The organism is Nonomuraea sp. NPDC050227 (genome assembly GCF_044459705.1).
GTDB lineage: Bacteria > Actinomycetota > Actinomycetes > Streptosporangiales > Streptosporangiaceae > Nonomuraea.
Genome location: NZ_JBITJF010000004.1, coordinates 199,555 through 211,746 on the forward strand (window position 1 = coordinate 199,555; position 12,192 = coordinate 211,746).

The 12,192-nt window shown below is 71.6% G+C and carries 12 protein-coding genes; 4 read left to right on the forward strand and 8 right to left on the reverse strand.

Annotated features, from left to right (window positions below; all coding sequences use genetic code 11):
• Nucleotides 1–6: 6 nt before the first annotated feature.
• The 4 genes from ACIBK9_RS17975 to ACIBK9_RS17990 are packed head-to-tail and all read right to left on the reverse strand — an operon-like array spanning nt 7 to nt 3,512.
• Nucleotides 7–717 (reverse strand): ABC transporter ATP-binding protein, encoded by a 711-nt coding sequence (locus ACIBK9_RS17975; protein ID WP_125629991.1) that lies wholly within the window; start codon nt 715–717, stop codon nt 7–9.
• On the reverse strand, nt 714–1,553 hold the full coding sequence (locus ACIBK9_RS17980; protein ID WP_358296064.1) for an ABC transporter permease subunit: 840 nt from the start codon (nt 1,551–1,553) through the stop codon (nt 714–716). Before ACIBK9_RS17980 ends, ACIBK9_RS17975 begins: the two co-directional genes overlap by 4 nt.
• Nucleotides 1,550–2,545: an ABC transporter substrate-binding protein gene (locus ACIBK9_RS17985; RefSeq protein ID WP_397159327.1), complete on the reverse strand. Its 996-nt coding sequence runs from the start codon at nt 2,543–2,545 to the stop codon at nt 1,550–1,552. The genes ACIBK9_RS17980 and ACIBK9_RS17985 overlap by 4 nt, the downstream gene beginning before the upstream one ends.
• A complete protein-coding gene (locus ACIBK9_RS17990; protein ID WP_397159329.1) occupies nt 2,538–3,512 on the reverse strand; it encodes an ABC transporter substrate-binding protein in 975 nt (324 codons plus the stop codon). The genes ACIBK9_RS17985 and ACIBK9_RS17990 overlap by 8 nt, the downstream gene beginning before the upstream one ends.
• A 125-nt stretch (nt 3,513–3,637) precedes the next feature.
• Between ACIBK9_RS17990 and ACIBK9_RS17995 the strand changes: the two genes are divergently transcribed.
• Entirely contained in the window at nt 3,638–4,411 is a 774-nt protein-coding gene (locus ACIBK9_RS17995) for an IclR family transcriptional regulator (protein ID WP_397159331.1), read from the forward strand.
• Between the two features lie 67 nt (nt 4,412–4,478).
• Here ACIBK9_RS17995 and ACIBK9_RS18000 read toward each other — a convergent pair whose 3' ends face one another.
• Complete coding sequence (locus ACIBK9_RS18000) at nt 4,479–5,303, reverse strand: helix-turn-helix domain-containing protein (RefSeq protein ID WP_397159333.1); 825 nt, start codon at nt 5,301–5,303, stop codon at nt 4,479–4,481.
• A gap of 138 nt (nt 5,304–5,441) precedes the next feature.
• Here ACIBK9_RS18000 and ACIBK9_RS18005 point away from each other — a divergent pair, with 138 nt between their 5' ends.
• The 3 genes from ACIBK9_RS18005 to ACIBK9_RS18015 all read left to right on the forward strand — a co-directional run bounded on the left by ACIBK9_RS18005 (nt 5,442) and on the right by ACIBK9_RS18015 (nt 9,290).
• The gene (locus ACIBK9_RS18005) at nt 5,442–6,167 is read left to right on the forward strand and encodes an alpha/beta fold hydrolase (RefSeq protein WP_397159335.1); all 726 of its coding nucleotides are present in this window, start codon (nt 5,442–5,444) and stop codon (nt 6,165–6,167) included.
• 347 nt (nt 6,168–6,514) lie between these two features.
• The gene (locus ACIBK9_RS18010) at nt 6,515–8,032 is read left to right on the forward strand and encodes an RtcB family protein (RefSeq protein ID WP_397159337.1); all 1,518 of its coding nucleotides are present in this window, start codon (nt 6,515–6,517) and stop codon (nt 8,030–8,032) included.
• Between the two features lie 808 nt (nt 8,033–8,840).
• The gene (locus ACIBK9_RS18015; RefSeq protein ID WP_397159339.1) at nt 8,841–9,290 is read left to right on the forward strand and encodes an RICIN domain-containing protein; all 450 of its coding nucleotides are present in this window, start codon (nt 8,841–8,843) and stop codon (nt 9,288–9,290) included.
• Between the two features lie 255 nt (nt 9,291–9,545).
• Here ACIBK9_RS18015 and ACIBK9_RS18020 read toward each other — a convergent pair whose 3' ends face one another.
• From ACIBK9_RS18020 to ACIBK9_RS18030, 3 genes are all read right to left on the reverse strand, one after another.
• On the reverse strand, nt 9,546–10,175 hold the full coding sequence (locus tag ACIBK9_RS18020; RefSeq protein WP_397159341.1) for a hypothetical protein: 630 nt from the start codon (nt 10,173–10,175) through the stop codon (nt 9,546–9,548).
• Between the two features lie 129 nt (nt 10,176–10,304).
• Nucleotides 10,305–11,399, reverse strand: coding sequence for a sensor histidine kinase (locus ACIBK9_RS18025; protein ID WP_397159343.1), 1,095 nt, complete (start codon nt 11,397–11,399; stop codon nt 10,305–10,307).
• Complete coding sequence (locus tag ACIBK9_RS18030) at nt 11,396–12,061, reverse strand: response regulator transcription factor (RefSeq protein ID WP_387667372.1); 666 nt, start codon at nt 12,059–12,061, stop codon at nt 11,396–11,398. The genes ACIBK9_RS18025 and ACIBK9_RS18030 overlap by 4 nt, the downstream gene beginning before the upstream one ends.
• Nucleotides 12,062–12,192: the final 131 nt, after the last annotated feature.

Below are 12,192 nucleotides of genomic sequence, written 5' to 3' on the forward strand. Positions count from 1 at the left end.
GCGCCGTCATGGCGCCGCTCCCGCGTGGGCGTCCACGCCGAGGTCGGCGAGGAGCCGGCGGCGCAGCTCGACGAAGTCGGGGTCGGTGCGGTCGCGCGGCCGGTCGAGCTCGACCCGCACATCGGTGACGAACGTGCCCGCGCGCAGCACCGCGATCCGGTCGGCGAGCAGGATCGCCTCCTCCACGTCATGCGTGACCAGCACCACGGCCGGGCGGTGCCGGGCGCACAGCTCGGCGATCAGGTCCTGCATGTGCAGCCGGGTCAGGGCGTCCAGCGCGGCGAACGGCTCGTCGAGCAGCAGCAGCTCCGGCTCGCGTACCAGGGCCCTGGCCAGCGCGACCCGCTGGGCCTCGCCGCCGGACAGCGTCGCGGGCCAGGCGTCGGCATGGCTGCTCAGCCCCACCTCGGCCAGGGCCGCCAGGCCCTTGGCGCGGGCGGCGCGGCCCTGCCCGATGATTACGTTGGCGAGGGCGCGCTTGGACGGGACGAGCCGCGGCTCCTGGAAGACGACGGTGCGCACCGGCGGCACCAGCACGCTCCCGCCGCCGGCCGCGTCCAGCCCGGCCAGGATGCGCAGGAGCGTGGTCTTGCCGGTGCCGCTCGCGCCGAGCAGCGCCAGGAACTCGCCGCGCCGCACGTCCAGGTCGACCCCGTCGAGCACGGCCCGCTCGCCGAAGACCTTGCGCAGCCCCCGGGTGCGTACGGCGAGGCTCATCGGATCGTCACCGCCCTGCGCCAGGGCATCGTGACCCGCTCGGCCAGCCGCAGGGCCAGGTCGGCGGCGAGCCCGATCACCGCGTACAGCAGCACGCACAGAGCGAGGATGTCGGTGCGCAGGTAGTCGGTGGCCCGGGCCATGAGGTAGCCGAGCCCGGCGGTCACGTTGATCTCCTCGGCGGCGATGAGCGCGATCACGCTGAGCGTGGTGGACAACCGCAGCCCGGCGAAGATCGACGGCAGCGCGCCCGGCAGCACGACCTCGCGGGCGACGGCCAGCCGGCCCAGTCCGAACGAGCGGGCCGCCTCGACGACCTTGCGGTCCACGTTGCGCACCCCGCTGGAGACGTTGATGTACATGGGGAACGTGCAGGCCACCCCGATCAGCAGGATCTTGGACGCCTCCTCGATCCCGAACCAGACGATGAACAGCGAGGTCAGCGCCAGGAACGGGATGGCCCGCAGGGCCTGCATCGAGGAGTCGACGAGCTCCTCGCCGAGCCGGGTGAAGCCGGAGACGACGCCCAGCGCCAGCCCCGTGGAGGCGCCCAGCAGCAGGCCGAGCCCGGCCCTGGTGACCGACACGCGCAGCGCCTCGGGGAGCTGGCCGTCGGCCCACAGCTCGCCGAAGGTGTTGACGACGTCCTGGGGACCGGCGAGCACGTCCTGGGTGAGGGCGCCGGTGGCGGTGGCCGCGTACCAGGCGGCGAGCAGCAGGACGGGGCCGGTGGCGCGCAGCGCGAGCGTGACGGCCGGGTGGCGGCCGGACGAGCGCGGCGGCTGGGGCGCGACGAGCCCTTCGACGCCGGCCTCCGCGTGAGTGGCCACGCTCATGACTGCGCGCTCCCGAGCGTGTTCACGTCCACGACGTGCTGGGAGACGTCCAGCGGCGCGGTGAGCACCTTCTGGTCGAGAAAGAACCTCGCCACGTCCTGATATTTCGCGATTTCGGCGGCGGTGACCGCCTGGACGGGCTTGCCCTTCTTCTGGATGCCGGCCACGAGCTCCTTCTGCTCGCCCTGCACGGCCTGCGGGCCGGTCTGGGTGAAGACGTTCAGGTACGCCGCCGGATCGGCGATCTCCTTGGCGCTGCCCTCCTTGAGGAACGCGAACAGCGCCTTGACCACCTCGGGATGCTCCTGCAGCAGCTTGTTGGCGGCCACGTAGATCACGTAGTTGTCCGACTTGATCGCCTCGCCGTCGGCCAGGACGCGCGCGTCCAGCTGGGTGACGGCGGGGATGAGGAAGGTGGAGAAGGTGGACCAGGCGTCCACCTCGCCCGAGCCGAAGACCGGCGCGGTCTGCGGCGGCGGCAGGTAGACCCGCTTGACCTTCTCGACCGGCACGTCGAACGTCTGCAACGCCTTGAGCAGCAGGTACTCGCTGGTGCCGCCGTGCCCGACGGCCACGCTGCGCCCGGCCAGATCGGCCACGGACCTGATCGGCGAGTCCTTCTTCACCACGATGCCCTCCCCGGCCAGGTCGGGCGGGACGGTGGCGAAGATCTTGAAACTGGGCTTGACGGCCAGCGCGGTGACGCCGGAGGTGATCGAGCCGGTGGCGATGTCGAGCGAGCCCGCGTTGATGGCCTGGGCGGCCGGGGCGAACACGGAGAAGTCACCGGCCCACTTGACCTTGGCGTTGACCTTGGCCAGGGCCGCGTCCAGGCTGCCGTCCTTCTTCGCGACGGCCAGGAAGCCGCTGTTGCCGGGGTCGGAGATGCGCACGACGACCTGCTCCTGGCCGGCGGCGGTGGTGGTGGTGTCCGGGCCGCCGCAGGCCGTGGCCAGGAGGGCGAGCGGAAGGGCGAGCAGCAGCTTACGCATGGGTGACTCCTTGGAGCGGGGTGTGGTCGGCCCAGGCGGCGACGTCCACGGGTGATTCGAGGAAGCCGTGGCCGCGCAGGAAGCGCTCCTGCTCGGCCAGCAGGTCGAGGCGTTCGGCGGACAGGTCGAGGTGCAGCGAGGCGCCGGGGCGGTAGGCCGCGGTCACGCCGGTCGCGCCGGCGCCGGTCTCCGCGCCCAGGATCCTGGCCACCTCGGACGGGTGCGCGGCGGCCCAGTCAGCGGCGCGCAGCAGGACGGCCAGGAAGCGGGCGACCACCTGCGGATGCTCGTCCAGCAGGCGCTGGTGGACGGTGATCGGGCGGGGGGTGCCGTTGTTGATCCGCGCGCGCCGGTCCGGCACGGCGTCCAGGTCGATGCCCACCTCCGCGCCGTGCCGCAGGGCGGCCTCGACGGCGAGCGCGCCCTTGACGTAGACCGCGTCCACCCGGCCGGCGGCCAGCGCGGCCAGCTCCGCCTCCCACTGGCCGCCGCCCGGCTCGGCCTCGACGTCCACCAGTTCGGCGTCACCGAGCCCGAGCCCGGCCAGGGAGAGCGCGCCGTGGAAGCCGCGCAGGGCCATGGCCCGCCAGAAGTCGATGGCGATGCGATGCCGGGGCGCCGCCAGCCGCAGGCCCTTGAGCTGCTCGGGGCTCTCCAGGGCGGTGCCGCCGCGCACCAGCACGACCTGCCGCTCCTCGATCCAGGTGAGCCCGATGAGCCTGGTCGCCTCGCCGCGCGAGCGCGCCCACAGCGCCGGCACGTTGCCGCCCTCGCGGAACAGGCCGGTCAGAGCGTGGGTGTAGTGGGTCTCGCGGGGCACGCCGGGGTCGTCGTCCTGCAGCGAGCGGACCTCGATCCCGTCGCCGGCGAACTCTTCCGCCAGCCAGCCCTGGTCGGCCGCGATGCCTGTGGCGGTGGGGACGGGACAGCGGGTGAACCAGATGGCGTCGAGTGCGGCTGTGGTCATGGGCAGAGTTTGCTTGTAAATTGGTAGGGAATGCAAAGATTGTCCCGCGATGCGGGAAGCGTTCTCGGCCGGACCGGCTCTTACCTGGTCCCCGCTCTCCCTACTCGGAAGACGGAGTTTCCCGCATGGCAGCGAACGACAGCGTCCAGTCGGTGCGCAGGGCGATCGGCCTGCTCGGCTGCTTCGGGGGCGGTGACGCCTCGCTCGGCCTGTCCGACCTGGCGCGCAGGATGGGGCTGTCCACCTCGACCACCCACCGCCTGGCCAGGACGCTGGCCGCCACGGGCTTCCTGGAGCAGGAGGCGCGCACCGGCCGCTACCGGCTGGGGCCGTCCATCACGGAGCTGGGACAGCTCTCCTTCCACCGGCGCGGCCTGCACCGCATCGCCCCCGAACTGGCCGAACTGGCCCGCGTCACCTCCGCCACCGTGGACCTGGCCGTCCGCAACGACCGGCACGCGGTCATCCTGAGCGGCGGCTCGCTCAACCCCGACAGCGGCGCCGGGCTGCGCCGCCCCCTGCACTCCACGGCGCTGGGCAAGGTGCTGCTGGCCTGGGACCCGGAGGGCAGCGCCGACCTGGCGGCGCTCGGCCCGCTGCCGGCGCTGACCGGCCGCACCATCGTGGACCACGCCGAACTGCGCGAGGAGCTGGTCCGCGTGCGCGAGGCCGGGTACGCGCTCAACGACGGGGAGTCGGGCGACGGCGTCCGCACCGTCGCGGTGCCGGTGCTCGACCGGCACAACCACGTCCGCTACGCGCTGGCCGTGCGCTCCACGCCGCTGGTCATCAGCGACGCGCGGATCGACTGGTTCGCCGCGCACGCGCGGGCCTGCGCCCGCGCGCTGGAGGTGCTGCTGATCCCGCCGGCCGAGCGCCGCCTGCGCCCCTCCGCCTGAGTCACGACAGGCGTCGCCGGCCGGCGGCGGCGTTCCCGTTCACGTCGCGGGCGAGCCCCTGGGCGATTCAAGGGGAAAGCGTGACGGAGGTGAGGAGCGCCAGCTTCTCGGCGCTGCCGGTGCCGGGGTCCGGGTGCAGGACGATGAGCGTCTGGCCCGGCGCGCCGCTCACGCCCAGCCTTTCCCGGTTCAGCCACAGCTCACCGACCTGGGGATGGTCGAGGCGCTTGGGCGCGCCCTCGCACGTGTTCACGTCGTGGCGGGCCCAGAGCCTGCTGAACAGCGGGCTGGCGAGGGAGAGCTCGCCGACGAGTTCGACGAACCGGGGGTCGTCGATGTCGGCACCGACGGACTTGCGGAAGCCGGCGACCATGCCCTGCGCGGCGTTCTCCCAGTCCGGGTAGAGAGCCTGCTCGGCGGGGTCGAGGAACACGTCCCGCAGGCGGTTGCGCCCCGCCACGAGCCGCGGCGACAGGGCGGTCGCCGGGGTGTTGGCGGCCAGGACGTCGAAGGAGCGGCCCTCCACGTACGCGGGCAGCGCGAGCGCGGCGACGAGCTTGGCGATGCCCGCGGGAACGCTCTCCTTGCGGGGCCGCCGCCGTCGCCGCCGAGGATCGCCCGCCCCGAGGCGCAGCAGATAGGCCGTCGCGTCGTCGTCGAGCCGCAGCACCCGCGCGAGGGACACCAGCACCTGCGCGGACGGATTGCGGTCGCGGCCCTGCTCCAGGCGCAGGTAGTAGTCGGCGCTGATGCCGGCGAGCATCGCGACCTCCTCCCGGCGCAGGCCCGGCACCCGCCGTACGCCCACGGAGGGGATGCCCGCCTGCTCAGGAGTGACGAGCTCCCGGCGGGCGCGTACGTATTCGCCCAGAAGGTTGGATTCGCCGCCCATGCGCCCCACGGTAATGGCGCACCTCGGCGCGTGCCTGGCCCCCTCACCCCCAGGATCGCGAGGGCTCTGGCTGCGCCGCCGGACGAGCGGAAACCTCGCTCGGGAACGAACACCCCTTTGATGAGCAAGGAGCCGCACATGTCAACGTACGTGCTGGTACACGGAGCCTGGCACAGCGGACGATGCTGGGAGCGGGTGGTCCCGCTCCTGACCTCGGCCGGGCATCAGGCGGCCGCGCCGTCGCTGACCGGCCACGGCGACAAGGCCCATCTGCTCGGCCCCGAGGTGGGACTGGACACCCACGCCGGCGACATCGTCGAGCTGATCACCGCCAACGACCTCACCGACGTGATCCTGGTCGGCCACAGCTACGCCGGGCTGGTCATCTCCTCCGCCGCCAACCGCGTCCCGGAACGCATCGCCCACCTGGTCTACCTCGACGCGATGGTCCCGGAGGACGGCGAGAGCGCGGTGGACGTGCAACCCGTCACCCAGGCCCTCATCGACCGCGCCGCGCAGTCCGGGACCGGCTGGCGGATCCCGCCGATGCCCGAGCTGCCGCCGCCCCTGGGCCTGTTCGGGGTCACCGACCCGGCGGACGTGGCCTGGCTGCGGGCGATGTTGTCGGACCAGCCGGTGCTCTGCCTCCAGCAACCGGTCCGGCTGGACAACCCCGCCGCGCACGCGATCCCGCGGACGCACATCCACTGCGTCGCGGGCGTGCCGGAGGGCATCACGCGGCGGCCCGTTCCGGCGACGCAGCCCAACGGCAGCCCCGCACAGGTGTGGGAGCTGCCGACGGGCCACGACTGCATGATCACCATGCCGGCCGAGCTCACCGAACTGCTGCTCAAGCTCGGGTGACCCGGTGGCGCCCCCAGTCGGCCACCCGGGGATGTTCGCCGGGCGCGTCGTCGCCCGCCTGACGCAGGTCAAGGCCTTGGGCCTGACACCCCTTACAAAACCGGGGACGCGTCGTGGACTTGATGGCGGGTGGACAGCGCCGGCACGCCGGCATCGTCTCCTCGGCGGAGGCGTAAATCCGTGGTGTGGGCGGCGCGTGCCGTACTACAGTCGGGCACGCCTTCACCTCGCGGCTGCTGAACCACGAGGCCCGCGGCGGCGGCTCCGGTCCGTCGCCTTCTTCGGCGCGCTTTCGGTCGCGCCCGCCCCTTGCATCGCTTTTCAGCAGCCCGAAGGACTTCACCATCATGCGCATCCGTCAGGACCGCCGTCTCCTGCGCCGCGACGAGCAGTGGCTCACCCTCCCGAACCCTTGGGACATCCCCGTCGACATCTGTGCCGACGAACGTGTGCCTCTCGAACCGGCCGCCGTCGACGAAGTGCTGTCCGTCCTGGAGACCGCCGACACCCTCGACCGCCTCGCCGAGGCCGTACCCGGCCACGACGGTCCGCTGCCCCGCCTGGTCCGCCTCGTCCTCACCCCTGACTTCCACAAGGGCGCGGGCATCCCGATCGGCACCGTCATCGAGACCGAGGGCGCGCTGCTCCCGCAGGCGGTCGGCAACGACGTCAACTGCGGCATGCGGCTGGAGGTGACCTCACTCACCGTGGAGCAGGTACGGCCGCGCCTGGACGCCCTGGAACGGCGGCTGCGGCACCTGTTCTTCGAGGGCGGCCGCCGCATCGCCCTTACTCCCGCCCAGCGGGAGGCACTCCTGCGCGGCGGGCTCCCGGGGCTCCTGCACACCGGCGACGCCCCCTGGCAAGGTCACCAGCCGACCGACACCGAGGACTGCCTGCATCGCATGCACGCTCCGGCGCACCCGACCGGTACCGCCGAGGCGTTCGCCGACTGGATCACCAGCGCGGGCGGCGCCGATGCCGCCAGCCATGACAGCCTCATCGGCAGCATCGGCGGCGGCAACCACTTCGCCGAACTGCAGTACGTGGCACGGGTCCACGATCCCGCCGCCGCGTACGCGTGGGGCCTGACGGCGGGCGCGGTCGTCCTGATGGTGCACAGCGGCTCACTGGCGCTGGGACACCAGGCCAACGCCACGGCGCTGGACCGGCTGCGCCAGACCTGGCCGCCGGGGTTGTCGCGACCCCGCAACCAGATCCTGCCGTTCCTGCTGAACGAGCGCACGGCCGCCGCCCGGCGCCGCTACCTGGACGCCTTCGGCAACGCCGCCAACTTCGCCTCGGGCAATCGGTTCTTCCTCGCCCTCACCATGCGTGCCGGGCTCGCCGCCGAATGCGGTCGGATGACGGCCCGCCTGGTCTACGACGCGCCGCACAACCTGTTCTGGCAGGAGGAGGACCGCGTCGTCCACCGCAAGGGCGCGACGCCGGCGGGTGGTCACGAGCAGATGAGCGGCGGCCCGTACGCGATCTGGGGCGAGCCCGTGATCGTGCCCGGGTCGATGGGGGCGTCCAGCTACCTGCTGCGGGGCCACGGCAACGCCCGCACGTTGGCCAGCGCCTGCCACGGCGCCGGACGGCGAGTCCCGCGCGGCGCCACCGCGCGGGCCGGCGACCGCGACCTCGACGCGTTCCTACGGGAGTTCCGCGTGGTCACCCCGCTGGACCACCGCGATCCGACCGTGGCGCGCCGCGCGGACGTGATGGCGGCCTGGCGGCGCGACCTCAAGCAGGAAGCTCCGTGGGCGTACAAGGACATCGGGCCCGTGGTGTCGAGCCTGCACGCGGGAGGTGTGGCGGACCCGGTGGCCGAGCTGCGCCCGCTCCTCACCGTCAAAGGCTGACCGCCATCCCCGCGCATGGCATCGGCTGCCTGTGGGGCGCACTGTCCGCGGCGTGACGGCGCCGCAGCAGATCGCGGTACCAGCGGCACCCTCAGCGCTCTGGCCCTCCGAGCGCGGCCCGCGATTCGGTTTCTTTCAGATCAACCCCGCTTCGCCGCCTGCCGTGACGCGCTCGGCCTGGAAATACGTCACCCAAAAGCCAATAAAGTCAAATCAAAACTCCCCGACGAGCTGAACTATTGGCCTATTCCGACAGTCACCTATCCATGAGCGATGTCCCGACCAGCAGCAGTGCTTCGGCCGGGCATAATTCTCCAAACGGTCGGCCGTGACCTGCTCTTGCGCAGCGCCGTTTTCTCTTGAGGCGGGGTGGCCGGGCACGTCGTGATGAGCTTGTCTGACACCGCTGGTGGGGCCAGGTGGCGGAGGCTTGAACCCTGTCCGGATGTGGTCACGGCTGGAGGGTGATTTCCCATCCGCAATCAAGTTTCATAGAGACGAACAGCGCGTCGCCGCCTCGATCATCGACTGGAGGGAAGCATATGGCCATTCCTGCTGTCGCCGATCGAGCCGTCGCCGACAAGTCCATGATCTCCAGGCGCAGCCGTGGTCTGGCAGCTCATCACGGGTTTTCATGACGGGCGCGTCTGCCGGAATTCGAGGCTGAGGAATATGCCCCTGATATGGCCACTGTTTCTCTAGTCCCTTGAATGTCGACCGGCTCAATGTGGTGACCACTGGCAGGGCCGCACCGTCCGGTGTGTGTGGCAGGGTCCTGCCCCCGAATTCCCCTACCAGGGAGGTACTCATGGCTCCTTTCCCGCCGCGAGCCCGGCTGATCGTCAAGCAATCGGGCAAGGTGCTGGCCATCGAGAACGCCAGCCTCAAGGACGGCGCCAGCCTGAACCAGTACGACACCGGCACCCAGGACAACGAGAAGTTCGAGCTGCGCGACGCCGGTGACGGTTACGTCCGTATCGTGGTCAAGCATTCGGGCAAGGTGCTGGCCATCGAGAACGCCAGCCTCCATCAGGGTGCCAGTGTGAACCAGTACGACACCGGCACCCAGGACAACGAGAAGTTCGAGCTGCGCGACGCCGGTGACGGTTACGTCCGCATCGTGGTCAAGCATTCGGGCAAGGTGCTGGCCATCGAGAACGCCAGCCTCCATCAGGGTGCCAGTGTGAACCAGTACGACACCGGCACCCAGGACAACGAGAAGTTCCGGCTGGAGCCCATCAGCGACGCCAACTGGTAGCTCACAAGGTTCAGCACGTCCGTGCCGTCCGTGCCGTCGTGCCCCGGGCGGCCGGGCGTGCCGGGAGCGCTTGTGGACGCTTCCCACCCGACACGGGCAGGACGTGACCGTGCAGATGTGGTTGCGGCCGGGCGCTACCGAGGCCGCCTGCGAAGATCCGGCGGGTCAGGCGCGCACTGCATCCGGCCGGCGGGGGCAGCCAGGCTGACCGGGGCCGTCTCCTACAGCGACGACGTGCCGGTGGTCTCGTAGACGTCAGCGAAGTCTCGCGGACGCCAGGGGCACCGGCGTCTCCTGACCTGGCCAGGTACCACGTAGCACCACGTCCGCGAGCTCGACGCCGACGTCGAGCCGGCGGACGACGACCAGCTCGATCGTGTCTGTCACGATCACCGTCGGGTCGTCCTCGGTGACGCGCTCGATCTCTCCCACGGCCGGCATCACCGCTGTCTCATCTCCACCACCGAGGACGCTCATATCAGGCTCGCGACGCACCAAACGGCCATCGACCTGCACCAGTTTCTCGGCCTGGCCCGTGCCGCAGATGATCGCCCTCGCCAGTGCCGCAGCGTAGACAGGATCACCGACCGCGTCATAAACCCAGCGCATCCCCAGCACCGAGTGCTCGGCGGTGCCCAGCAGCCACGCGTCGCCACCGGGCAACGGCGCCTCCCGGTAGGTGAGCGGCATCTGATGAACCGGGCCGTCACCGGCCCGTACCAGTATCGTCTCCATCCCGACCGCGCCGGCCGGGTCATCGAACCGGAAGGAGGCCATCTGCTGCGTCTCGCCGGCCGACCCGGTGTACCAGGGGCGGCCGGGCAACCAGTCGCTCAGCAGCTCAAGCTTCGTAGGCCGAAGCGTTGCCTGGTAGAGCAATGCCATGGGGTCATCGTAGCGTGATCGAAGAATGCGCAATCGGGAGAATTTCCGCCGCGACCAGCGCCGACCGGTAAGACGCTGTCTCGCGGATCGTCCGTGGTCGGCCTGGACCTCGTACGCCCCGAACCGGGATCAGCCGAACATTATCGTCACGTCCAAGCCGCCATCGGCGCGTGGAAGGGCCGTCAGCCGTGCGCCGTGCGCCTGGGCGACGGCCCGGACGATCGCCAGGCCCAGTCCGTGACCGCCGGTCGTGTGGGTGCGTGGGGCGCCGAGCCGCTGGAACGGCTGGAAGAGCCGCCGCAGGTCCTGCGGCCGGATGAGCGGGCCGGTGTTGCCGATCGTCAGGCGGGCGCCCTCGCCGGTGAGGCCGGTGGCGATGGTGACGTGTCCGTCGGGAACGTTGTGGTGGAGCGCGTTGTCGACCAGATTGCCGATCATGCTGGCGATCAGGTCGGGGTCACCGCTGACGGGCGCGGGGTCCAGCGACGTACGAACCGTGACCGTTCGCCCGGCGGCCTCCGAGCGGCGCGACGACACCACCTGCTCGGTGACCTCGGCCAGGTCGACCGGCTCCCGGTGCTCGATGCCCTTCTCTCCTTCGGCCAGCGTGAGGAGAGCGCCGATCAGGCGTTCCTGCCGCGCTCCGAGAGCGAGTGCCTCCTCACACGCGGCCCGCAGGCTCGCCTCACCCGCCTCGGGGTCGGCGAGCGCGACCTGGAGCACGGCGCGCTGACCGGCCAGCGGGGTGCGCAGCTCGTGGGAGGCGTTGGCCACGAAGTGGCGCTGCGCCGCGAACGAGGAGTCCAGCCGCTCGAACAGGTCGTCGAGGGTGCGCCCCAGCCTGGTCAGCTCGTCGTCCGGGCCGCGCAGGCCGAGCCGACGGTTGAGGTTGGTGGCCGAGATCTCCCGGGCGGTCACGGTCATGGCGCGCAGCGGGCGGAGGAAGCGCCCGGCCAGCCACCACGCGGCCGGCACGGTCAGGACCACGACGACGATCCCGGTGACCGCGAGCACGGCGTCGACCTGCTGGGCTGAGCTGTCGGGCGGTGGAGCGGCGTCCCCGGCCCGGAGGCGGACCTGGTCCCTGCCGAACAGGAATCCGGCGACCAGCATCATCGGGACGACGACGGCCAGAACCAGTCCGGCGTACAGCGTCGTGAGCTGCGCGCGCAGGGACGGCCGTCGCAGGTGGCGCCGAGCGCGGCCGGTCACCGTCAGGTTCATCGCGGGACCCCGATGCGGTAGCCGCCCTCACGGACGGTGCCGATCACCGGTGGTTCGCCGAGTTTGGCCCGTAACCGGCGCACGGTCGTCTTGACGGCCGTGGTGAACGGGTCAGCGGCCTCGTCCCAGACCCGTTCCAGCAGCTCCTCCGTGGACACGACCCGGTCACCGGCGGCGAGCAGGCACTCCAGCAGGGCGAACTCCTTCGGGGTCAACTCCAGGCGCCGCGCGCCGCGAAAGGCCACCCGCCTGCTCGGGTCCAGGATCAGGTCCTCCGCCCGGAGGATCGGCGGCACGGCGGGCGCCGAGCGGCGTCCCAGCGCGCGCACGCGGGCCACGAGTTCGGCGAAGTCGAACGGCTTGGGCAGGTAGTCGTCCGCGCCCAGCCCCAGACCCTCGACCCTGTCCCGTACGGTGCCCGCGGCGGTGAGCATCAGCACCCGCGACCCCGCGTCACCGGCGGCGATCTCGCGGCACACCTCGTCGCCGGGCGTGCCCGGCAGATCGCGGTCCAGCACCACCACGTCGTACCGGGTGGCGGCCAGGCGGGCCAGGGCGTCGTCGCCGTCGAGGACGACGTCCACCGCCATGCCCTCGCGCCGCAACCCGGTCCCGATCGCCCGCGCCAGAACCTCGAAGTCCTCGACGACCAGCACTCGCACGACCGTCCTCCTCACCCCGGCGGTGGCGCCGTTCCGTCCACCGCGTCCGGTCACCGGACACGATGCCAGGGAACGGGTGTCGGGCGGGTGTCAGCGGCTGACACCCGGCCGACACCGGCCGTGCCGTACAA

Coding starts and splice junctions, on each gene's coding strand:
- ACIBK9_RS17975 (WP_125629991.1), bottom strand. CDS start 717: ATGAGCCTCGCCGTACGCACCCGGGGGCTGCGCAAGGTCTTCGGCGAG.
- ACIBK9_RS17980 (WP_358296064.1), bottom strand. CDS start 1,553: ATGAGCGTGGCCACTCACGCGGAGGCCGGCGTCGAAGGGCTCGTCGCG.
- ACIBK9_RS17985 (WP_397159327.1), bottom strand. CDS start 2,545: ATGCGTAAGCTGCTGCTCGCCCTTCCGCTCGCCCTCCTGGCCACGGCC.
- ACIBK9_RS17990 (WP_397159329.1), bottom strand. CDS start 3,512: ATGACCACAGCCGCACTCGACGCCATCTGGTTCACCCGCTGTCCCGTC.
- ACIBK9_RS17995 (WP_397159331.1), top strand. CDS start 3,638: ATGGCAGCGAACGACAGCGTCCAGTCGGTGCGCAGGGCGATCGGCCTG.
- ACIBK9_RS18000 (WP_397159333.1), bottom strand. CDS start 5,303: ATGGGCGGCGAATCCAACCTTCTGGGCGAATACGTACGCGCCCGCCGG.
- ACIBK9_RS18005 (WP_397159335.1), top strand. CDS start 5,442: ATGTCAACGTACGTGCTGGTACACGGAGCCTGGCACAGCGGACGATGC.
- ACIBK9_RS18010 (WP_397159337.1), top strand. CDS start 6,515: ATGCGCATCCGTCAGGACCGCCGTCTCCTGCGCCGCGACGAGCAGTGG.
- ACIBK9_RS18015 (WP_397159339.1), top strand. CDS start 8,841: ATGGCTCCTTTCCCGCCGCGAGCCCGGCTGATCGTCAAGCAATCGGGC.
- ACIBK9_RS18020 (WP_397159341.1), bottom strand. CDS start 10,175: ATGGCATTGCTCTACCAGGCAACGCTTCGGCCTACGAAGCTTGAGCTG.
- ACIBK9_RS18025 (WP_397159343.1), bottom strand. CDS start 11,399: ATGAACCTGACGGTGACCGGCCGCGCTCGGCGCCACCTGCGACGGCCG.